This window comes from Rhizobium aureum, from assembly GCF_030182495.1.
In the GTDB taxonomy this organism is placed as follows: Bacteria; Pseudomonadota; Alphaproteobacteria; order Rhizobiales; family Rhizobiaceae; genus Rhizobium; species Rhizobium tropici_C.
Genome location: NZ_JAQJCI010000007.1, coordinates 1 through 21,942, shown reverse-complemented (window position 1 = coordinate 21,942; position 21,942 = coordinate 1). Strand labels below are relative to the sequence as shown.

Genomic DNA, 21,942 nt, shown 5'->3' with positions numbered 1-21,942 from the left:
CGAACGATGCTGAAGATCGACGGGATCGTGACGTTCGTGACTGTAGCCGAGGCCGGCTCGATCAGCGAGGCGGCGCGGCGCCTGCGCCTGTCGAAATCCGTGGTCAGCGAGCGCCTGTCGGAAATGGAGAAAGCATTGGGGGCAACCCTGCTTCACCGCACGACCCGCAAGCTGACCCTAACGGAGGACGGCACCGCTTTTCTGCAGCGCGCGACGCGCATCGCGCAGGAGGTTCGTGAGGCGGCGGCCGATCTTGCCGAACGGCGCGGCACGCTGATGGGACCGCTGCGCATCGCCGCACCCGTCACCTTCGGCCGCCTGCATCTGGGGCCGGCCCTCTATCCGTTTCTCGCCGATCATACGGAGATCGAGCTGACGCTCGATCTCGATGATCGTCGGGTCGATGCCGCTTCGGATGGCTATGATGCGATCATACGCCATGGCCTGATCGCCGACTCGCGCCTCGTCGCATGGAAGCTCGCCCGCAGCCGCCGCCTTCTCGTGGCCTCGCCGGATTATCTGAGCCGTCACGGCAAGCCCGCTTCGCTCCCCGATCTTGGGGATCACCGCGGGATTTTCTACACGAATCGCGGCGTCGCGGACTGGCGTTTCGAGCGACCAGAGGGCGCTGTGGTCATCCGTGCGAAGCTGGCACTGGGCGTCAACAATGGCGATGTCCTCCACGATGCAGCGATTGCCGGGCTCGGCATTGCCCTGCTGCCGGCCTTCATTGCCGGGCCTTCGGTGCGGGAGGGGCGCCTCGTCGAGATCGATGTCGGCTACCGCCCGGAACCGGAATTCATCTTCATGGCCCATCCGGAAGGCCGCAATCCCTCGGCCAAGCTTCGAGCCCTCGCCGATCATCTGAAAAAAGCGTTCGGCGATCCACCCTATTGGGAGCGGAACAAATAATTACGCAATCAGGCTCATGAGGTTGGCGATGACGGGCGATCGCTGCGCCTTAAGGCTGGCAAGGCCGAGCCGCGCCACGACGGGCGGCCCATCGATTTGCCGATAGGCGACGCCGTCGAGCTTGATCTGTGCGATCGAAGCCGGAACGATGGAAACGCCCAAGTTTGCGGCGACGAGATTGACGACAGATGGGATCTGCGGCGCTTCCTGCGTCACCACGAGGTCGAAGCCGGCTTCGCGGCAAGCGGCGACGATATCGTCATAGAGGCTGAGCCCCACCATGCGCGGGAAGAGAATGAAGGGCTCGCCCGCGAGCGCCGCAATCGGCACGCGTTCCTTTTTCGCCAGCGGATGATGGGCCGGCAGCGCGATCAGCATCGGTTCGTCGGCAAAGCGTTTCAGGCGTACGTCTCTGGGGTCTTCAAGGCCTGGCCGAATGAAGGCCGCGTCGATCTCACCGCGCATCAGCCGCTCCATCAGCGCATTGGTATTCATCTCTGTGAGCGATATCAGCACTTCCGGCCAGTGCCGCCGAAACTCGCGAATGGTCGATGTGACGATTGTGTTGAAGGCGGAAGAGGCGGTGAAGCCGAGCGACAGGCGGCCGATCTCGCCGCGATTGGCGCGCTGGGCGGCAAGCTTCGCCTTTTCCGCCGCATCGACCGCCATTTTCGCTTCCGCGAGAAAGGCCTCGCCCGCCGCCGTCAGTTCTGCGCCATGCGGTACGCGGTGGAACAGTTGGGCGCCCACCTCGTTTTCCAGGTCCCGGATCTGCTGGCTGAGCGGTGGCTGGCCGATGCCGAGACTGGCCGCCGCACGGGTGAAGTTTCCCGCTTCCGCCAGCGCTAGAAAATAGCGGATATGACGCAGCTCCATCGCTATCTCCAAAAGCTATTAAGATCGCCTGTTCCATATATTGGACTAATGGAGTGGGTCTGGCTAGATTCCAGGGCAAGAAAGGTCAGGTGCCACCGATGTTTCGCGCCGTAAGTCAGCAGCAAACCACTGCGTCCGAAGTTCCTTCCCGCCCCGAATTGACGCTCGTCAGGAACGAGCCGCCAACCGAGACCCGCCAGTTTCTGACGCGCGGCACGCCTGCCTTCCGCCGCGCGACCATTGGGCTGTTTCTCTCCGGTTTCGCCACTTTCTCGCTGCTCTATTGCGTCCAGCCGCTGATGCCGATCTTCGCCGAAGATTTCGGCGTCACGCCGGCAGCAAGCTCGTTATCGCTCTCGCTTTCCACAGGCTTCCTGGCCTTCGCGATCTTCGGCGCTGCCGCTGTTTCCGAAAGCCTCGGCCGCCGCAGCCTGATGTTCATCTCGCTGCTCGGCGCGGCCATCTGTACGATCGTCTGTGCGGTGTCGCCGAGCTGGCATATGCTGCTCGTCGTTCGTGCGCTCGAGGGCTTTCTGCTGGGCGGCGTGCCGGCTGTCGCCATGACCTATCTGGCTGAGGAAATCGAACCGCGCGGCCTCGGCGGCGCCATGGGCCTCTACATCGCCGGCAATGCCTTTGGCGGCATGGCCGGGCGCGTGGTGACCGGTACGATCGCCGAATATCTGAGTTGGCGGCCGGCGCTGGCAACGGTCGGCATTCTCGGCCTGATCGCTGCTATCGGCTTCCTCTATCTCCTGCCGCCGTCGCGCAATTTCACCCCGCGCAAGGGCTTTGATGTGGCCTTCCACCTGAAGGCTTGGAGCGGTCACTTCGGCAATGCGGCGCTGCCGCTGCTCTTTGCCATCGGTTTTCTCGTCATGGGCTCCTTCGTCACAGTCTATAACTATGCCGGCTTTCGTTTGGTCGCTGACCCCTATGATCTCAGTCAGACCGAATTGGGCCTGATCTTCACCGCCTATCTCTTCGGCATCGGCGCCTCCTGGGCGGCTGGTCTGCTCGGCGATCGCATCGGCCATTTCGTCGTGCTGCCGGTGGGCGTGCTGATCGCCGCGCTCGGGGCGGCGGTGACGCTTTCCAGCTCCTTGCCACTGATCATTCTCGGCATCGTTCTGGTGACGATCGGTTTCTTCATGACGCATTCCGTTGCCAGCGCGCTGGTGGGGCGGCTCGCCCATGGCTTCAAGGGGCACGCCTCCTCGCTCTACCTGCTCGCCTATTATCTCGGCTCCAGCATAGCGGGCTCGGTCGGCGGCTATTTCTGGCTTGCCGATGGTTGGAATGCCGTGGTTGCCTTTATCCTCGTCATGCTGGCACTCTGTCTCGTCAGCGCTTTTGCCGTTGCCAGGCTGGCGCGTGGTTGAGTCAGGAGGCCGCCATGATCCGCATCGACCATCTCGATCATCTGGTGCTGACGGTCGCGAGCATTGAGGAGAGCTGCGATTTCTACACCCGGGTTCTCGGCATGGGCATAGAAACCTTCGCAGAGGGCCGCAAGGCCCTGACCTTCGGTAACCAGAAGATCAATCTGCATCGCGCCGGACATGAATTCGAGCCCAAGGCCGAACGGCCGACACCGGGCTCGGCCGATCTTTGCTTCATCAGCACAACGCCTCTGGGTGATGTCATCGCTCACTTGCAAGCTGAAGGCGTTGCGATTGAGGAAGGCCCGGTGCGCCGAACCGGCGCGACCGGCCCCATTCTCTCGGTCTATTTCCGCGATCCGGACCAGAACCTGATCGAAGTGTCCAATATCATTTCCTGAGATTGCGCGGCGGTCGGCGCTTCTTGACACAGCTCGTTGCAGCCTGTAGTAAACCAGTAAGTTAATTAACTTTTTGGTTTAATAAGTCCTATGGATGTATTGAGCATGACCCTCTCGGCCCTTGCCGATCCGACCCGCCGGGCAATCCTGGCGCGGCTGGCGGCCGGCGAGGCATCCGTCTCCGAGCTGGCCGAACCCTTCGACATGTCGCTGGTCGCCGTCTCCAAGCATTTGAAGGTGCTGGAGAAAGCCGGCCTGATTTCGAAGGGCAGGGAGGCGCAGTGGCGCCCCTGCCGGCTGGAGCCCAAGCCGCTCCGGCAGGTGGACGACTGGCTGGAGAGCTACCGGCTATTCTGGAGCGACAATCTCGATCGCCTGGAAGCCTATGCGGCACTATTGCAAAAGGGAGAAAAGAATGACCCCAGCAACTGAGGGCGGCAGCATACGCTCACCGCGCGAGATCGTGCTGACCCGCGAAATCGCCGCGCCGCGCGCTCTGCTGTTTCGTCTCTGGACGGAGCCGGAGCATATGGTGCGCTGGTGGGCGCCCCAGAACATGACCGCGCCATCCGTCTCTGTCGATTTGCGGGAAGGCGGTGCCTGGCGGCACTGCATTCTGACACCGGAGGGCAAGGAATATTGGAGCCATGGCCGCTATCTGGAGATCGTCCCACCCGAGCGCCTCGTCTTCACCTTCGCCTGGGAAAACCAGGAGGGGAGGCCCGAACATCCGATGCAGGTGACCGTCGAATTTCACGAGCGTGGCGAGAAGACGTACCTCGTCTTCCGCAAGGTTGAGCTACCCGACGACACCGAGCTGAAGCTGCAAACCGGCGGCTGGGAACAGGCGCTCGACAAATATGTCGCTTACGCAGAAGCCACCTCAAGGGAAGGATGAGAGTGATGAAGAAGACTTATCACGGAAGCTGCCATTGCGGCGCCGTCGCTTACGAAGCCGATCTCGACCTGCAGGGCGGCACCTTCAAGTGCAACTGCTCGATCTGCAAGAAGAAGCGCAATTGGCTGGCTGTCGCCACACCCGCCGATTTCCGCCTGACCTCGGGCGAGGAGAGCATCGGCGAATATCAGTTCGGCCCGCGCATCCTGCATCACCTCTTCTGCAAAAATTGCGGCATCAGTTCCTTCAACTGGGGTGAAAACCCGGCACTTGGCGGCAAGTTCTATGCGATCAGCATCAGCTGCCTGGACGATGCCACCGACGAGGAACTCGCCTCGCTTCCCGTCGGCTATTTCGATGGCCGCGACGACCGCTTCGATCGTGCACCGGAAGAAACGCGTTATCTTTAGCCGCTCGACGAGGATTCCCAGTCTTCGAAACGTAGATTGGGAACGCGTTCAAACTCTCTGACATTGTGCGTTATCAGGATCAGATCGCGGGCGACGGCTTGTCCCGCGATCAAAACGTCATAGGCACCGATCGGTGTGCCGAGAGAAGCAAGGCCTGCGCGAATTTCGCCGGCCGCACGGGCATCTTCCTTATCGAAATCCAGCGTCTCGAATTGCAAGGCATCGACACGTGCCAGATTGTCGGAAACGCGCTGACCCTTGTAGGCGCCATAAAACAACTCATGTACGACGATGGCCGGAATGGCGAAATCCTGCGGCTTGTGTCTGCGAAGCTCGCTGACGAAGCCGGAATGTCCTTTCATCAGGGCGATGACAGCATTGCTGTCGAGTAGATATTTCACTTGAAGATATCCAGCTCGGGGCGTTGCTGCTCAGCCGGCTCTTCCTCGGTTGCTTCTACGAAGTCTTGATCAACTGGCCCCGTAACAGACTCCAGCCAATCCCAATCTTCGGCGATCGGCTCCAGAATGATTGCTTTTCCCTGCCGGCGGATGCGCACTTCCTCGCCATCGAGCCGGAATTCCTTCGGCAAGCGTACGGCCTGCGAGCGGCCGGACCAGAAGATCTTTGCGGTGTCCATGCCATGGCTCCCTTGAGATATGACATTGATATATAGCATCTCGAGCGCTATTTCAATTCGAGGCGTTATGATCCCGATTTTGTCGCCAGCCAGATGACATGGCGTGCACCAGTCTTACCATTGGCGCGCGTGTTGACCACCTCGGCGGTAAAACCACTGTCGCGCAACCGCCTTGTGAAGCGCTCGTCAGGCCCTGAAGACCAGACCGCGAGCACGCCTCCCGGGCGCAGCGCATCGCGCGCTGCCTTCAGGCCCTGATAGTCGTAAAGGCCGTCATTGGCCTCCGACGTGATGCCATCCGGGCCGTTGTCGACATCGAGCAGGATGGCGTCGTAAGCTGTCTTTCTGGCACGGATGAGCGGACGCACATCGCCTTCGTGGATCGCGACGCGCGGATCGTCGAGACAGCCGTCGAAGACCGTTGCCATCGGTCCGCGTGCCCACGTCACGACAGCCGGAACCAGCTCCGCAACGGTGATCTTGGCGTCCGCACCGAGTTCGCCGAGTGCCGCGCGCAAGGTAAAGCCCATGCCGAGGCCGCCGATCAGGACGTGCGGCGCCTTCCGGCCCTTGATCTTCTCGCAGGAAAGCGTGGCCAGCGCCCGCTCGGAGCCGCTCAGGCGACTGTTCATCAGCTCGTTGGTGCCAAGCATGATGGAAAATTCCTGGCCGCGCTGCTTCAGGCGCAGCTCGCCGCCGCCGGGGATTTTCGCAGTATCGAGCAAGGTCCAGGGGATCACGGGCAAATTCTCCAAAGCAATTCCAGAAAAACTGCGTAGCGGTTTTCCTGGAATTGCATGCAAACAGGTCGTTTCGAATTGCCCGGGACCATAGTCTCTGGAAGCTGCTAAGAACAGACGCGCCTATCCCAAACGGATATAGGGCACATCCTTTTTCGCGACTTCGTCTAGCGCTTCCTCATAGCCGGCATCGGCGTATCGCATGACGCCTAGCGCGGTGTCGTTGGTCAGTGCATGATCGAGCCGTTCGTCGGCGGCAGCCGTGCCGTCGGCAACTACGGTGACGCCGCAGCTCGTCATATAGCCGGCATAGCCGCCGCCGCCGGAGTGGACGACGACGAGATCGGCCATCGAGGAGCAGAGCATCATGGCGTCGATCAGCGGCCAGTCGGCGATGGCGTCGGAGCCGTCCTTCATGCGCTCGGTCATGATGTTCGGGTGTGCCATGGCGCCGGCATCCAGATGGTCGCGCGAGAAGGCGATCGGACCTTTGAGTTCGCCGCTCGCCACGAGCTCATTGACGCGGCGGGCAAGCGCTGTCCGCTCGCCATGGCCGAGCCACGCGATGCGTGCCGGCAGTCCTTCGAAAGGCACGTGCTGACGGGCAAGCTTGATCCAGTTGGTGATAATCTTGTTGTCCGGGAACATGTCCAGCAGCAGATCGTCGATGCGGGCGATATCGCTCTCCTCGCCGGAAAGAGCCATCCAGCGGAAAGGCCCGATGGCACGGCAAAAGAGCGGCCGCAGATAGGCTTCGGTAAAGATCGGAATATCGAAGGCATTGGCGACGCCGCCTTCCTTCGCCTGCGTGCGGATGAGGTTGCCGTTGTCGAAGACTTCGGAACCCTTTTTCTGGAAATCCAGCATGGCCTTTACATGCTCGACGATCGAGGCGCGGCTTGCCGCCATGAGCTGGCCCTGACCGTCGTCGCGCAAGTCCCGAACCTGCTGCAGGTTCATGCCTTTCGGCACATAGCCATAGACGAGATCGTGCGCCGAGGTCTGATCGGTGACGATATCGGGCACGATGCCGCGGCGTGCAATCTCGGGATAGATCTCGGCCGCATTGCCGACGAGGCCGACGGAAAGCGCCCGCTTCTCCTTGACGGCCGCATCGATCATCGCCAGCGCCGAATCGAGATCGGGTGCGATTTCCTGCAGATAGCCGATCTCCTGACGCTTCCTGGCGCGCTCCGCATCGATATCGACGCAGAGGATAGCGGCCCCCGCCATGCGGCCGGCGAGCGGCTGCGCGCCGCCCATGCCGCCGAGACCGGCTGTGAGTACGAAACGGCCGAAGAGATCGCCGCCGAAGCGGCGCTCGGCGATGCGCATGAAGATTTCATAGGTGCCCTGGATCACGCCCTGGCTGCCGATATATTGCCAGGCGCCGGCCGTCAGGCCGCCCCAGCAGATCAGGCCCTTGCGCTGCAATTCGTAGAAGACTTCTGCCTTCGCCCACTGCCCGACGATATTGCAGTTCGCCATGATGACGAGCGGCGCCTTGTCATGCGTGCGAATGAGGCCGATCGGCTTGCCGGACTGGATGAGCAGCGTCTGGTTCTCATCCATTTCGGTGAGCGCCTTGACGATGCCCTTGTGCGCAGCCCAGTTGCGGGCCGCCTTGCCGAGGGCGGCGTAGACGACGAGATTGTCGGGATCTTCGCCGACCGAGAGCACGTTTTCGAGCAGGCGCAGCAGAGCCTCCTGCCGCCAACCCCTGGCACGCAGCTCCGGACCGCCCGGAATGGGGAATTTCGGGTGACGTGGATTGGCTTTCGGCATGATTGCTTTTCCTCTTGTTTGATAGTCTCCCCTTCTCCCCGGCGGGGGTCCGAAGGACGGTCGAGACGAGTGGCTCGACCCCGGTTGGTGGCCCGCCCTTCGGCAGGCGCAGTGTCCGGATGAGGGGGCGATGCGGCACATATCGTCTTCGCGTACCGCTCAGACGTTCGCTCCTTAGTCGCTCACCCCCTCATCTGTCCTGACGGACATCTTCTCCCCGCTGCGGAGAAGAGGAGTGTTCTTCAATACTCATTTCATTTCGGCGGCAGGCCTTCGACGAAGTCCAGCGCGGCCAGAAGCAGCCGCTTGCGCAGCATGTCGTTGCCATAAGCTTCCGGCCCGGCGCGCACCCAGCCCTGCATTGTCCGTCCGCCCATCTGCATGCGGTTGACGTCGTGCTGCTGAACCGCCCAGCTATCGTTGCCCTTGCCGAGGCGGATCAGCATCCCATCTTCGCGCGCGCCGCACAGTAGATGGCCGTTGAGAAGAAAAGCCCAGCCGCCGAACATCCCTTTTTCGCTAAGCCCGGGCCGTGGTCCGAGCTCCTCTCTCAGCAATTCTTCGAGACCTGCGTCACGCGCCATCTGCGCCTCCTGCGCTTTTCAGGCTTTCTTGCCGGCCAGAGCGTGATGCCGAAAAGTGTATGCGGTTTTCGGACGACATCACGCTCTACTTCTTTGTCTCGAGAGCGGATTCAGATTTTAGGTCGAACAGACCTAAAATCATCCGACTCTAGGGCGTATTTGGCGATCTCGATCCCCATGGCCTTTTCGACGGAGGGATAGACCGTTGGGTCGAGCACGCTGGCAGACAGCGGAATGATGTCCATCGGCACATGCAGGATGAAGACCTTCATGCCTTCATGCAGCTGGCCGACGCTCAAAGGTTCGCCTTCCGGCGACAGCGTGGTGATGACGGAGGGGAAGGTTGCCAGCCGCTTTCCGCCGGCATCCTCGACCGCCATGTACTCGTTCATCACATGCATGATGACGGCCTTGTCGCCGCTGCCGACCGTGATGGTGCCGATGTCGAAGGCTTCCTTCGTATAGACGACGTCCTTCTTGGTGATCGTGCCTTCGGCCAGGATATGGCCGCCGGTGGTCTTGCAGATGGCGTCGATGACGGCGCTGCCGCCTTTCTTTTCCGCCTCGATGATCGCCTCGCCGAGCGAAAGCGCCATGGAGATGCCGCCGAGCGCCGCATGCGTGCGGACGTAGGAAGCGCGAAGTGGGTTGCGGCAGGAGGCGATGAAGCCGCCGGACTGGTCGGAGGCCGCACGCAGGATCGGCGAAATCTTTGCCGTCGCGCCCTTCACGACGAGCTCGATATAGCGGTTCTCGGCGCGATTGCCGCCGACGGCGGTCTGGATCATCTGCTCGGGCGAACCGGCCATGCCGATCGAGCCCATATCACCAGTCGGATGGGCACGGATGTCGCCGACCGCGTCCACCACCTTCGTTCCGAGAATGGCCGACGGCAGCCAGCCGTTCAATGTTGAAGACCGGCCATTCTGGCCGATGATCAGGCCGGAAAGCTTTTCGCCAAGCTCGTCCTGCAGGAGTTGCACGGCTTTCACATAGTCGATGCCCTGCATTTCCCACGGAGTGGTGGAGGCCGGCGCGCCGATGGCTGCGGCCGTCGCGATCCAATCGCTATCGTTCAATTCCTCGATCGACACCAGTTCCGGCTTGCCGACATTGACGGCTGCGTAGCCGAGCATGCGGCCATGATCGGCCCAGCCGCCACCGCCTGCTGCGTAAACGGAGCCGCCCTTGACGGCCGCTTCAACATCCTTGGCAACGAGTATGCGTCCCATCGGCTACTCCCGGTTCTGTGTGAGATTCTTGTCCATGTCGCGCACCGCTTCGAAAAGCACGGCGGCACCCATGGCGATGTCGTCATTCTCGGCCCATTCCTCGGCACAATGGCTGCGGCCTTCCTTGCAGGGCACGAAGATCATGGCGGCAGGGGCGACCTTGGCGATCCAGGCCGTGTCGTGGCCGGCGCCGGAGGCCATGCGGCGATGCTTGGCGCCGACAGTCTCGCAGGCGCTCTCGAGCGTTTCGAGCAGCACCGGAGCACCCGGCGTCGGCATATTGTCGGAGACGCGAACCGGCGGGTTGATCGTCACGCCATAATCGGCGGCAATCGTCTTCACCTCATCGTCGATCCAGGCCAGGAAATCCTCCATGTCGCTGCGGATTTCGGCGCGGCCGTCGATCAGGAGCACGACCTTGGACGGCACGACATTGGCAGCATTCGGCTCGATGCGGAATTCGCCGACGGTTGCAGCAAAATGGCCCGGCGTTTTCGCCTGCTCGGCAGCGCGTTGACGAATATCGAGTACCAATTGCGAGGCCGCTACCAGCGCATCCGCACGGCGATCCATTGGCGTCGTGCCGGCATGGTCGGCGCGGCCTTCCACGGTGATTTCGATGCGGGTGATGCCGGCGATCGCGGTGACGATGCCGATGTCCTTATTCTCGGCCTCCAGCACCGGACCCTGCTCGATATGCAGCTCCAGGAAGCCGGCGAGATCCGGCCGCTTCTGGGAGAGCAGCACGGAGGGATCGCCGCCGACTTCGGCAATGCCTTGAGAAAGCGTGCGGTCGCCGCTGACACGGGAGAGCCACGCCTCGGGGATCTGTCCGGTCATGCCGCGGCTGCCGATGCAGGAGACGCCGAATATGCTGACTTCTTCGGCGAGGAAATCGACGATCTCCAGATCATGGTCGAGCTCGATGCCGCGATCCCTAAGGGAGCGCGCGACTTCGAGCGCTGCGATCGTGCCGGCGATACCATCGAAACGGCCGCCATCGGGCACGGTATCGGAATGTGAGCCGACAAGGATCGTGCCGAGGTCAGGCTTGGCGCCGGCGCGCCGGCCGATCAGATTGCCGGCGGCGTCGATGCGGGTCTCAAGTCCTGCCGCCTTCATCCGTGCTTCGATATAGGCACGCCCTTCGAGGAAGAGTGGCGAGAAGGCGCGGCGCGTCCACGGGTGGCCCGGATCGGTAATCCTTGCCAGCGCATCGATATCCTCGGCGATGCGATCGGCGTTTACGGGCAGGTTGTGGCGCTTGGGGTCGGTCATCAGGCTGCATCTCCGGCAAGAATTTGGCGAGGCAAGGGACGGACGAAGCTGCCGGAGCCAGGTTCGGCCAGCACCTTCTGTCCCTCGGTGATCTGCTTGCCTCTAAGATAGGCGGCGGACACAGTCCAGGGCAGGCGAATGCCGTTATAAGGGCTCCAACCGACGACGTTGTTATCGCTGGCCGCCGCGTCATAAACCATTTCGCGCGGTTCCAGCACGACGATATCGGCGTCCTTGCCCGGCGTCAGCGCGCCCTTGATATGGTCGAGGCGGAAATGCTTAGCCGGGTTTTCCGCCATCAGCTTCGCCGCCCAGGTCAGCGGCACGCCGCGCTCCAAGGCTCCCTTGATGAAGAGCGGCACCATGACCTCCAGTCCCGGCACGCCGGAAGCATTCGCCAGCATGTCCGGATTGGTTTTGCGGTTTTCCGACCAGCTGACGTGGTCGGTCGAGACGAGCCAGACATTGCCCTCCGCCACCTTGCGCCACAAGGTTTCCACTTCGGCACGCGGGCGGATCGGCGGATTAATTTTCGCCTTGCCGCCAAGGCGCCGCACATCGTTTTCCTCGTCGAGCGTCAGGTAATGGATGCAGCACTCGACCGTTGCTTGGAAGCCGTCGCGGCGATAGGCGCGGGCGATGTCGTAGCCGCGCCCCAGCGAGCAATGCACGACATGCGCCGGGCAGCCGGTATCCGCGCCCGTTTCGAAGATCGTGTGCATGGCCAGAAGCTCTGTGATAGGCGGACGGGACAGGCCGTGAGCGCGATAGTCGGTGATACCGCTCGCCTTCACCTGCTCCATGTAGGTGCGGACTGCTTCATCATCCTCATTGTGCACACCGGCGGTCAGGCCCGTGGGCGCGATGGCAGCAAAGCAGGCCTCGAGCAGGGCGGGCGGAATGCGGGGAAAGCGCTTGGGATCGGTGCCGAAGGTGGAGAATTTGAAGGCGGAAACGCCGGCCTCGACCATCTCGGCGATACGCGCCGGACCTTCTTCCGGATCGATCGTGCCGTAGAGGGCGAAGTCGACGCGCGATTGCGGCGCGGCATGGTCGATCTTCTTCTTCACCGCTGCTGCCGAGCAGACGAGATTGCCTTCGTCATAGGGCATGTCGACGATGGTGGTGACGCCGCCGGCGGCTGCCGAACGCGTCGACCAGACGAAATCCTCCTGGTCCTTCTGCGAGAGCGAATGCACTTGCGCATCGATCGCGCCGGGCAGGATCAGCGCCTTGCCGAGCAGGTGCCGCTCGCGTGCGGCCGGCGGCACGCCGATGCCGACCTCGGCGATTTTGCCGTCGCGCACGGCGACATAGCCGGCTTCCACGACGCGTTCAGGCAGAACCACGGTGCCTTGCAGAACAAGATCGAAATCGGCCATGTGTATTCTCCCCGCTCGTAGGTTGGTTCAGATGGCAACGGTGTCGCGATAAAGCCGCTCTTCGACCCGCTCCAGCGAGCCGAGCGCGAAGAAATCATCATAGGCGAGGATCGGCTTGTGGGCGATCAGTTCAGAGACGAAGGATTCCGAGCCCAGCTCCTCCTCGATCGCCTCGACTTCGGCCGAAAGGGGACGGTCGACGACATAGAAGTCGGCATGCTTGCGCACGACGTCGTAGAGCATACGTGCGACGCCTTCCGGCTTGTCGCCGAGAATGTCCATCGCTTGGGCCGACAGCAGGGCCTCAAGGGCGGCAAGGCGCTTCAGTGCCCGCATCTGCCGTTCGAAACGTTCGATGACCAGCGGCAGGAAGGCGGCCTCGTCTTCCATGCCGGCCGCAACCACCAGCGACTGTGCCGAGACCGGATTGGACATGGAGAGAACGCGCGAGAAGATCTCGCCGGCGAGCTTGATGATCGGGCCGAAGCCGGTCGCGATCCTGCCTTCGGGTACGAGATTGACAGGCAGGCCGCGCCGCTGGCCGTTGCCGAGCAGGACGCAACGATTGAAGGCATTGCGGGCCGCATGCGCCATGCAGATGACGGCCGCTTCCAGAAGCACGGTGACATCGAGCGGAAGAGAGCCGCCGGAGGTCATCACACGCCCATCGACGATGACCGGGTTGTCGTCCGAGCGGCCGGTGGCGGCCAGAATCTTGTGGCCGGCGGTCAAGAGGTTTTCGATGACGGCACCGAAGACCTGGGCGATCATGCGCAGGCTCAGCGGGTCCTGCACGTGGGTCGCGACCGGCCAGGGCCATTCATCCGAAGCATTGCAGAGCCAGGCGCCGATCAGGGCCTCGCGGGCGGTGCCGACATGGCGCACGGAAATCCATGGATCGCGTGAGGCGCCGAGCGCGCCGGCGGCCATCATGCCGGTCGCGAGCAGCACGCGGATCGAGGCGGCGGCATTGCGGGTCGTCTCGGCAGCGGCGGCGAAGCTGACCGCATTGACGCTGAGCGAGGCCAGACTGTCGCGCGGCATCATCCTGACGGGAGCGATACCGGCGGCATCGAAGGCATCGGCCGCCTGCATGCGGCGGCCGCGATAGACGGCCTCGCCCACGCCGGTCAGAACCGCGCCGATCTGGCCCATCAGTCCGATATCCGCACAACCGATCGAGCCCGTACGCCTGACGACAGGAATGACATCCGCGCTCAACAGCTGCAGATAGGCTTCGATCAGTTCTTGCGAGCATCCGACCTGACCGGTGAGAGCCGTGTTAACCCTGATCGCCATGGCGTTGCGCACCACCGACATGGAGAAGGGCGCCCCGGTGCCGAAATGGTGGGCGCGCACGAGGCCCAGATTGAAGGCATCGAGATCTTCAGGAGACCATTCGACATCTTTCATGGCTCCGACACCGGTCGTGGAGCCATAGACCGGCATGCCCGATTGAATGGTGCTTTCGAGAACGCTGCGTGCCAACCGTATGCGAGCCATGCCGTTTTCCGATGCCGACGGCAGGACGGCGCCCGCTCCGATCCGCACCAGATCGCTGAACCCGAGGGGTTGCCCGCTGAGTTCGATACCGGCTCTCTGACGCTCCATCTTTGCTGTTCTCCTTTTTTACAAGGCTATGCGAGCCTTATCATCAATGGGATATCCCAAATGGCGAACACCTTGATCTGTGCCGGACGACTGATTTTGAGGCGAGCGCGCGCATCGCGCAACTCTATGTTTGCGCGCGCATATGGCTTCCCGCGCCGGCCAACTATTTCGGCCGAGGCGAGAAGAGCATCAGAAGGCTGGGCGATCAGCCGAGGTGCCAGGCGATATAGAGAAGCGTCAGCGCGATCACCCAAAGCGCGAAGCGGCCGGAGCGGCTGTGCTTGGCCTCGGCCTTGCCGATCGCTTCGGCGGTCTGCGGATCGAAACGCAGGCCGTTTTCGCTCATGTGCAGCAGTTCGTGATGGAATTTTTCGGTCTTGGCGGCAATCTCGGGCGCAGCTTCGGCAAGCTTAACGGCTGCCTTCAAACCATCCCTCAGATCGGTCATGATCCGTTTCGGGCCGAGATTGGTGCGGATCCAATCGCCGACGACCGGTTCGGACGCCTTCCACATGTTGAAGCGCGGATTGAGCATGCGCGACACGCCCTCGACCACAACCATGGTCTTCTGCAGCATCACCAGTTCGGGCCGGGTTTCCATGTCGAAGAGTTCCGTCACTTCGAAGAGCAGGGTCAGAAGCTTACCCATGGAGATGGTTTCGGCCGGCTGGCCATGGATCGGCTCGCCGATCGCGCGGATGGCCTGCGCAAAGCTCTCCGTATTGTGATGGGCGGGCACGTAGCCCGCCTCGAAATGCACCTCGGCGACCCGGATATAATCGCGGGTGATGAAGCCGTAGAGGATTTCGGCGAGGAAGCGGCGCTCCTTCTTTCCGAGACGGCCGACGATGCCCATGTCGACGGCGACGATCATGCCCCTGGGATCGACGAAGAGATTGCCAGGGTGCATGTCGGCATGGAAGAAGCCGTCACGCAGCGTATGGCGCAGGAAGGACTGGATCAGTGTATCGGCGAGCGCGTTAAGATCGTGGCCGGCGGCCTTCAGCCCCTCGACGTCGGACATCTTCACGCCGTCGATCCATTCCATGGTGATGACGTCGCGGCCGGTGCGCTCCCAGTCGACCTTCGGAACGCGGAAGCCCGAGTCCTTCTCGGTGTTCTCGGCGATCTCGGAAAGCGCGGCTGCTTCCAGCCGCAGATCCATCTCGACCTTGGTGGTCTGCTCAAGCGTCTTGGTCACTTCCACCGGCCGAAGGCGCCGGCTGGAGGGCATGAATCGCTCCTGCATCCCCGCCACGAGATACATCGCCTTGATATCGTTTGAAAAACGTTGGCGAACGCCAGGCCGGACCACCTTGACGGCGACGCGCTTGCGGCCTTCTGCCGTCTCGATTTCGGCCGGATGCACCTGCGCTATCGAAGCGGCGGCGATCGGTTCACCGAAGCTGACATAGAGGTCCTCGATCCGCCGGCCGAGCGACGCTTCGATGGCCGCCGTTGCCATATCATGCGGAAAGAAGGCCATGCGGTCCTGGAGCTGCGACAGGTCGTTGGCCATGTCGACGCCGACGACATCGGGGCGCGTTGCCAGGAACTGGCCGATCTTCACATAGGAAGGACCGAGCCGTTCGACCGCCTTGGCAAGCCGGTCGCTACGCGCCTGGCTCTTCGCTTTCCTGCGGGCGAAGATGCTGACGAAGGATTTGGCGAGGCTGACGGAGGGCGGCAGCCCTTCCGACGGCAGCGCCATGACCACGCCTTCGCGCACGAGCACCCAGCCGACCCGAACAAGGCCGAAATATGCGCTGAAAGCACTCATATCGTCTCAAGGTCTCGGAACACGGAGGCCATAAGCCGGATCAGATGACTGGATATCATGCTTCAGAGCTTCCAGCCTGAGTGCAGCGCGGCGATGCCGCCGGTGTAATTGGTGAAGCTTACGCGCGAGAAGCCGGCCTCGCGGATCATCGTTGCGAAGTCCTGCTGATTCGGGAACTTGCGGATCGATTCCACCAGATATTGATAGGGCTCTGCCTCGCCTGTGATCGCCTTGCCGAACTTTGGAATGGCGTTGAAGGACCAGGCGTCATAGACGCGGTCGAGCAGCGGCAGATCGACTTCGGAGAATTCGAGCACGAGCAGCCGGCCGCCGCGCTTCAGCACGCGATAGGCTTCCTTCAGCGCGACATCGATATGCGGCACGTTGCGGATGCCGAAAGCGATCGTATAGGCGTCGAAGGAGTTCGGCTCGAAGGGCAATTCCTCGGCATTCGCTTCGACGAAGGTGAGATTGTCGGCAAGCTTCTTCTTTTCTGCGCGTTCGGCGCCGACGGCAAGCATCGAACCGTTGATGTCGAGCACGGTCGCATGCGCCAGCCTATTCGAGGCCTCCACGATGCGGAAGGCGATATCGCCCGTGCCGCCGGCAACATCGAGTATCTTGTAACCGGGATCCTTGCGGGGATTGAGCGCCGCGACCATCGCATCCTTCCAGGCGCGATGCATACCCATGGACATGACGTCGTTCATGACGTCGTAGCGCTTGGCGACCTTGTGGAACACCTCGTTGACGAGGCCCTGCTTTTCGCCATCGGCCACTTCGCGGAAGCCATAGGATGTTTCCATGCCGCCATTGGCGGAGGTGCGGCTTTCTGCCATCGGCTCAACTCCATTACACGACAGCGCCGCGCGTCATATGCGATGCGCAAAGGTCGCTACAGCACTTTAAATCTGCTGCATAATTTATTCCTTAAATCGATTCCGATTTAAGGAATTACACAGTATTGAGCGGCGGACCATAGCGAAATCACGTTTGCCACGCTATCTCATCAGCCTGATCACCGCCGCGATGCCTTGGGCTATAGCTCAGATCATAAGCGGTTGAAACATAAAGATGGATAGCCATGCCGGAATTACCAGAGGTCGAAACCGTCAGACGGGGGCTCGCGCCTTCCATGGAGGGCGCCGTTCTGAAGGAGTTGGAGCTGCGCCGCAACGACCTGCGCTTTCCTTTTCCGATCGATTTCGCCCGGACGGTTGCGGGGCGCGGCATCACGTCGCTGTCGCGCCGCGCCAAATACCTGCTGATCGATCTCGATGATGGCAAGACGATCATCGCCCATCTCGGCATGTCCGGTTCGTTCCGGGTCGAGGCGGGGGCTGGGGCCGGCACGCCGGGAAGCTTCCATCATCCCCGTTCCAAGGATGAGAAGCACGATCATGTCGTTTTCCATCTGGCTGGCGATAACGGCGATGCGCGTGTCATCTATAACGACCCCCGCCGTTTCGGCTTCATGGACATCGTCAGGCGGGCCGACATGGTCAGTCACCCCTTCTTCAGCGATCTCGGCCCGGAACCCACCGGCAATGAACTCGACGCTGATTATCTGGCTAAGCGCTTTGCCGGCAAGGCGCAGCCGCTGAAAAGCGCGCTGCTGGATCAGAAGAACATCGCCGGTCTCGGCAATATATATGTGTGCGAGGCGCTTTGGCGTTCGCATCTGTCGCCGTTGCGCGCCGCCGGCACGCTGGTCACGGATGCCGGCAAGCCGACAGAGACGCTGCGGATGCTGGTCGATGCCATCCGCGAGGTCATTGCCGATGCGATCGCCGCGGGCGGCTCGTCACTGCGCGATCATATCCAGACGGACGGCTCGCTCGGCTACTTCCAGCATTCCTTTTCCGTTTACGATCGCGAAGCCCAGCCTTGCAGTACGCCCGGCTGCGGCGGTACGGTCAGCCGGATCGTGCAGGCGGGACGCTCTTCTTTCTACTGCGCCTCCTGCCAAAGCTGATGGAAGGCCGAAGCTGATTCAAGAGAAAAGGGAGAGACAGGTGGCTTACGAAACCCTCATCGTCGAAATGCATGGGGCTGTCGGCCTCATCAAGCTCAATCGGCCACAGGCGCTGAATGCGCTGAACTCCACCGTGCTTTCGGAGCTGAAGCAGGCCTTTGCCGCCTTTCACCAGGATGATGCCATCGGCGCGATCGTGCTCACCGGTTCGGAAAAGGCCTTCGCCGCCGGTGCCGATATCAAGGAAATGCAGTCGCTCGATTTCGTCGACGCCTACAAGAACGATTTCTTCAGCGGATGGGCTGATATCGCCAATGCCCGCAAGCCGGTTATCGCGGCGGTCAGCGGCTTCGCGCTCGGCGGCGGCTGCGAGGTGGCGATGATGTGCGATTTCATCATCGCCTCGGAGACGGCCAAATTCGGCCAGCCGGAAATCACCCTCGGCGTCATCCCTGGCATGGGCGGCTCGCAGCGCCTGACCCGCGCCGTCGGCAGGGCAAAAGCGATGGATCTGGTGCTGACCGGCCGGATGATGGATGCAGCCGAGGCCGAGCGTTCGGGCCTTGTGGCGCGCGTCGTGCCTGCCGACAAGCTCCTGGACGAGGCAATGGCGGCCGCCGCCAAGATCGCCTCTCATTCCCGCCCATCCGTGCTCATGGCCAAGGAAGCGGTCAATCGCGCTCTCGAGACTACCCTCGAGGAGGGGTTGCGCTTCGAGCGCCGCCTGTTCCATAGCCTGTTTGCCACAGAGGACCAGAAGGAGGGCATGGCCGCCTTCATCGAGAAGCGCAAACCGGAGTTCAAGAACCGGTGAGGCCGAGATTCCGGAATTACGCGGCTTTGGCGAGAATCCGCGTTGACGACGGGGCTCATTCCGGTTATATGCCCGCCACAGTTTGGAAAGCCGCTCTGGTTTTCCGCAATTGCTCCCGCATTGCTGGATGAAGTGGCCGCAAGGCCCGCGCCGCAACGATGGAGTTTTGTTCGAATTCTAAGAGAGGCATACATGGCCAATACTACCTCGGCGAAAAAAGCGACCCGCAAGATCGCCCGCCGCACCGATGTCAACAAGGCTCGTCGCTCGCGCGTTCGCACGTTCGTTCGCCAGGTCGAAGAAGCCATCGCATCGGGTGATGCGGATCGCGCAAAGGCAGCTTTCGTTGCTGCCCAGCCGGAACTGGCTCGCGCAGCCACCAAGGGCGTGCTTCACGCCAACACCGCTTCCCGCAAGGTTTCGCGTCTTGCCAAGCGTGTGAAGGCCCTTTCGGCCCCGACCGCATAACTTTCCATTAACGATTTCGTCGTTAGACTTAAGCCCGGCCCTTGTGCCGGGCTTTTTGGATTCGGCCAAAAAATTGCCGCATTGCCAAAAAAGACCGGCTGTTCATGTCATTGGCGTGACAGAAATATACTTTTAAAAACAAGAGCTTACGGCAGGATATCTCAGCGCTGGGTGATCTGCGTGACGCATTGCCGGCTCACAAGTGAGTCAAGGGATTTTTTATTTTTTTTGTTTTGAAAGCTGTGGGAATCGCGTTTGTCGGGAATCTCTTTGATTCAACAGCGATTCTTTTTTGAAGGGCTTGTGACAGTCAAAAATGGCTTCCAGAGTCAATGGCCGCCTCTTAATTTTGTGTAAAATTCATCGTTGATATCTGCCCGCGATCCTGCCTAAATGCATTTCAACAAGGGGCGCGGATTTCACCTTAAACGGCTTCGGCAAACACCGTCATCTACGGCGGCGTGGGTGGTTTTGTCTCTTGTGACGGAGCAGTTCAGCTCCGTTTTTTCAAACAGTTGACGAGTTAAAGCTGGAAGCGGCAACGCTTGCGGAACGAGGAAGCTTGTCTGTCCTTTGCAGCCGGAGTTAGTGGCGTGGCTGTGGAGAGGGGAGAAAATTGACAGCCATGGGGCAGCGGTCGGAATACGAGGGCCGATCGATGCTCCAGTTGCAGATAGTCGGGTGAAGGCTGCTTGAGAGCGGTTTTCGCCACAGTTTTTCTGTAACGCCCGTTGGCAGGGCATGGCTGATGAACCGGTATGCGGCGCGGCTTGGGACAACGGGCGCGATTGTCATGCTATGGCGAAGAACCTAGGGGCGGCGGTGCATTGCTCTCCCGCCCTATAAGAGACTGTGGAAGGCGGCATTATATGCAGATACATACGAGGGCGACGGGTGCGTTGGAGAATGGGGACAATGCGCAGGCGTTCGGTGCGGTTTGCTTAGAAGCGGCGGGGGAAAAGGGAGACGTGGCGCAAAATAATCTGTTCGAGCGCGTTAGCGCGCGCTTGAAGGCCCAGGTCGGACCTGATGTCTACGCCAGCTGGTTCGCACGGCTCAAGCTCCATTCGGTATCGAAGAGCGTTGTTCGTCTCACGGTTCCGACAACCTTTCTGAAGTCGTGGATCAACAATCGTTATCTTGATTTGATCACCAGCCTGTTCCAGGCTGAGGATGCCGAGATCCTGAAGGTCGAAATTCTGGTCCGCACCGCGGCACGGCAGGGCGCGAAGCCTTGCGCCGACGAGCAGCCTGCGCTGCCGGATCAGGCGGCCGTGGCGCCGATCCGCCGTCCCGCCGCACAGCCGGCGGGCCATGCGGTGGCGCAGGCCGTAAGTGCTGTCGCAGCCGCGCGGCCCGCAACGGCAGGTGCGCCGTTGTTCGGCTCTCCGCTCGATTCCCGCTTCACCTTCGATACCTTTGTCGAAGGCAGCTCGAACCGTGTCGGCCTTGCCGCAGCAAAGACCATCGCCGAAGCGGGTACCGGCGCCGTGCGCTTCAATCCGCTCTTCGTCCATGCGACGGTCGGTCTCGGCAAGACGCATCTTCTGCAGGCGATCGCCAATGCCGCCGTGCAGAACCCGCGCGGTCTGCGCGTGGTCTATCTAACGGCGGAATACTTCATGTGGCGCTTCGCAACCGCGATCCGCGACAATGATGCGCTGACGCTGAAGGACTCGCTGCGCAACATCGACCTGCTCATCATCGACGACATGCAGTTCCTGCAGGGCAAGATGATCCAGCATGAGTTCTGCCACCTGCTGAACATGCTGCTCGACAGCGCCAAACAGGTCGTCGTTGCTGCCGATCGTGCTCCTTGGGAGCTGGAATCGCTCGACCCGCGCGTGCGTTCGCGCCTGCAGGGCGGCGTGGCGATCGAAGTCGAGGCGCCGGATTATGAAATGCGCCTTGAGATCCTCAAGCGCCGCCTCGATGCTGCCCGTCAGGATGATCCGTCGCTGGAAATCCCGGCCGAGATCCTCTCGCATGTCGCCCGCAACGTCACTGCCAGCGGCCGCGAACTGGAAGGAGCCTTCAACCAGCTCATCTTCCGCCGCTCCTTCGAGCCGAACCTGACGGTGGAGCGCGTCGACGAACTGCTGGCGCATCTGGTCGGCTCCGGCGAGCCGCGCCGCGTCCGCATCGAGGACATCCAGCGCATCGTCGCGCGTCACTACAATGTCTCGCGCCAGGAACTGGTTTCGAACCGCCGCACGCGCGTCATCGTCAAGCCGCGCCAGATCGCCATGTATCTGTCGAAGACCCTGACGCCGCGTTCCTTCCCGGAAATCGGTCGCCGCTTCGGTGGCCGCGATCATACGACCGTGCTGCATGCCGTGCGCAAGATCGAGGAACTGATCTCCGGTGACAGTAAGCTGTCGCACGAGATCGAGCTGCTGAAGCGCCTCATCAACGAGTAGGCCCAGCGGTCATCATTGACGGTATATTCTTCGGCCGGCTTCATCGCCGGCCGTTCCTTATATCGATAAATAAACCTCCACCTACGGTGGAGGACTGGACGAGTTCTACACGGTAGTTGAGAGACCTCCTGCTTGAACCGCTGGGGTGGCCCAGACTTCGAACAAGGAGGTTTTATGGATGAGCAAACGCTCTCGCATGCGACGTGGGACTGCAAGTATCACATTGTTTTTGGCAGCAAATACCGCACGAAAAGACTTTACGGGGACGTGCGGCGTGAGTTGGGAGAACTCTTGCGTCGGCTGGCACAGCAGAAAGGCTGCCAGATCGAGGAGGGTCATCTGATGCCCGACCAT

At 61.5% G+C, this 21,942-nt stretch carries 23 protein-coding genes; 11 read left to right on the top strand and 12 right to left on the bottom strand.

Translation table 11 applies throughout. The features are described 5' to 3' along the window. Window positions 1–6 precede the first annotated feature (6 nt). On the top strand, window positions 7–912 hold the full coding sequence (locus tag PH552_RS17865; RefSeq protein WP_183762388.1) for a LysR family transcriptional regulator: 906 nt from the start codon (window positions 7–9) through the stop codon (window positions 910–912). Here the strand turns inward: PH552_RS17865 and PH552_RS17860 are convergent, their stop codons facing one another. Continuing rightward, a complete protein-coding gene (locus tag PH552_RS17860) occupies window positions 913–1,788 on the bottom strand; it encodes a LysR family transcriptional regulator (protein ID WP_183762391.1) in 876 nt (291 codons plus the stop codon). A 98-nt stretch (window positions 1,789–1,886) separates the two neighbouring features. On the opposite strand from PH552_RS17860, the gene PH552_RS17855 reads away from it, so the two are divergent. The 5 genes from PH552_RS17855 (at window position 1,887) to PH552_RS17835 (ending at window position 4,879) form a co-directional block, all read left to right on the top strand. Continuing rightward, entirely contained in the window at window positions 1,887–3,170 is a 1,284-nt protein-coding gene (locus tag PH552_RS17855; RefSeq protein ID WP_183762743.1) for an MFS transporter, read from the top strand. Between the two features lie 14 nt (window positions 3,171–3,184). After that, window positions 3,185–3,571: a VOC family protein gene (locus PH552_RS17850; protein WP_183762394.1), complete on the top strand. Its 387-nt coding sequence runs from the start codon at window positions 3,185–3,187 to the stop codon at window positions 3,569–3,571. A gap of 90 nt (window positions 3,572–3,661) precedes the next feature. Beyond that, a complete protein-coding gene (locus PH552_RS17845) occupies window positions 3,662–4,003 on the top strand; it encodes an ArsR/SmtB family transcription factor (RefSeq protein ID WP_112343615.1) in 342 nt (113 codons plus the stop codon). Further along, the gene (locus PH552_RS17840; protein ID WP_112343616.1) at window positions 3,987–4,469 is read left to right on the top strand and encodes an SRPBCC family protein; all 483 of its coding nucleotides are present in this window, start codon (window positions 3,987–3,989) and stop codon (window positions 4,467–4,469) included. Before PH552_RS17845 ends, PH552_RS17840 begins: the two co-directional genes overlap by 17 nt. Window positions 4,470–4,474: 5 nt before the next feature. Further along, on the top strand, window positions 4,475–4,879 hold the full coding sequence (locus PH552_RS17835; protein WP_183762397.1) for a GFA family protein: 405 nt from the start codon (window positions 4,475–4,477) through the stop codon (window positions 4,877–4,879). Here PH552_RS17835 and PH552_RS17830 read toward each other — a convergent pair. From PH552_RS17830 to ubiE, 11 genes are all read right to left on the bottom strand, one after another. After that, window positions 4,876–5,280 (bottom strand): type II toxin-antitoxin system VapC family toxin, encoded by a 405-nt coding sequence (locus PH552_RS17830; RefSeq protein WP_169644246.1) that lies wholly within the window; start codon window positions 5,278–5,280, stop codon window positions 4,876–4,878. The two genes, PH552_RS17835 and PH552_RS17830, sit on opposite strands and share 4 nt — an antisense overlap. Then, entirely contained in the window at window positions 5,277–5,519 is a 243-nt protein-coding gene (gene vapB, locus PH552_RS17825; protein ID WP_112343619.1) for a type II toxin-antitoxin system antitoxin VapB, read from the bottom strand. Before vapB ends, PH552_RS17830 begins: the two co-directional genes overlap by 4 nt. Before the next feature lie 65 nt (window positions 5,520–5,584). Then, entirely contained in the window at window positions 5,585–6,259 is a 675-nt protein-coding gene (locus PH552_RS17820; protein ID WP_183762400.1) for a spermidine synthase, read from the bottom strand. A gap of 123 nt (window positions 6,260–6,382) precedes the next feature. After that, entirely contained in the window at window positions 6,383–8,044 is a 1,662-nt protein-coding gene (locus PH552_RS17815) for a thiourocanate hydratase (protein WP_183762403.1), read from the bottom strand. Window positions 8,045–8,298: 254 nt separating this feature from the next. Beyond that, on the bottom strand, window positions 8,299–8,628 hold the full coding sequence (locus tag PH552_RS17810) for a TfoX/Sxy family protein (protein WP_037149213.1): 330 nt from the start codon (window positions 8,626–8,628) through the stop codon (window positions 8,299–8,301). A 110-nt stretch (window positions 8,629–8,738) separates the two neighbouring features. After that, window positions 8,739–9,860 carry a thiohydantoin desulfurase gene (locus PH552_RS17805; protein ID WP_183762406.1) on the bottom strand — a complete coding sequence of 374 codons (1,122 nt, stop codon included), beginning with the start codon at window positions 9,858–9,860 and terminating at the stop codon, window positions 8,739–8,741. Between the two features lie 3 nt (window positions 9,861–9,863). Beyond that, window positions 9,864–11,138 (bottom strand): Zn-dependent hydrolase, encoded by a 1,275-nt coding sequence (locus PH552_RS17800; protein ID WP_183762409.1) that lies wholly within the window; start codon window positions 11,136–11,138, stop codon window positions 9,864–9,866. After that, window positions 11,138–12,520 (bottom strand): dihydroorotase, encoded by a 1,383-nt coding sequence (locus PH552_RS17795; protein ID WP_183762422.1) that lies wholly within the window; start codon window positions 12,518–12,520, stop codon window positions 11,138–11,140. The genes PH552_RS17800 and PH552_RS17795 overlap by 1 nt, the downstream gene beginning before the upstream one ends. A gap of 27 nt (window positions 12,521–12,547) precedes the next feature. After that, window positions 12,548–14,131: an aromatic amino acid lyase gene (locus tag PH552_RS17790; protein WP_169644260.1), complete on the bottom strand. Its 1,584-nt coding sequence runs from the start codon at window positions 14,129–14,131 to the stop codon at window positions 12,548–12,550. Window positions 14,132–14,336: 205 nt separating this feature from the next. Beyond that, on the bottom strand, window positions 14,337–15,911 hold the full coding sequence (gene ubiB / locus PH552_RS17785; protein ID WP_112343625.1) for a 2-polyprenylphenol 6-hydroxylase: 1,575 nt from the start codon (window positions 15,909–15,911) through the stop codon (window positions 14,337–14,339). Between the two features lie 62 nt (window positions 15,912–15,973). Then, complete coding sequence (ubiE, locus tag PH552_RS17780) at window positions 15,974–16,750, bottom strand: bifunctional demethylmenaquinone methyltransferase/2-methoxy-6-polyprenyl-1,4-benzoquinol methylase UbiE (RefSeq protein ID WP_112343626.1); 777 nt, start codon at window positions 16,748–16,750, stop codon at window positions 15,974–15,976. A gap of 245 nt (window positions 16,751–16,995) precedes the next feature. On the opposite strand from ubiE, the gene mutM reads away from it, so the two are divergent. The 5 genes from mutM to tnpA form a co-directional block, all read left to right on the top strand. Beyond that, a complete protein-coding gene (gene mutM, locus PH552_RS17775; RefSeq protein WP_183762426.1) occupies window positions 16,996–17,886 on the top strand; it encodes a bifunctional DNA-formamidopyrimidine glycosylase/DNA-(apurinic or apyrimidinic site) lyase in 891 nt (296 codons plus the stop codon). A gap of 40 nt (window positions 17,887–17,926) precedes the next feature. Continuing rightward, entirely contained in the window at window positions 17,927–18,700 is a 774-nt protein-coding gene (locus PH552_RS17770) for an enoyl-CoA hydratase (protein WP_112343628.1), read from the top strand. A gap of 192 nt (window positions 18,701–18,892) precedes the next feature. Continuing rightward, window positions 18,893–19,168 (top strand): 30S ribosomal protein S20, encoded by a 276-nt coding sequence (rpsT, locus tag PH552_RS17765; protein WP_004108374.1) that lies wholly within the window; start codon window positions 18,893–18,895, stop codon window positions 19,166–19,168. Between the two features lie 869 nt (window positions 19,169–20,037). Continuing rightward, a complete protein-coding gene (dnaA, locus tag PH552_RS17760) occupies window positions 20,038–21,588 on the top strand; it encodes a chromosomal replication initiator protein DnaA (RefSeq protein WP_169644266.1) in 1,551 nt (516 codons plus the stop codon). A 174-nt stretch (window positions 21,589–21,762) separates the two neighbouring features. After that, the coding region (tnpA, locus tag PH552_RS17755) for an IS200/IS605 family transposase (protein ID WP_285166204.1) at window positions 21,763–21,942 on the top strand (180 nt) is incomplete at its 3' end.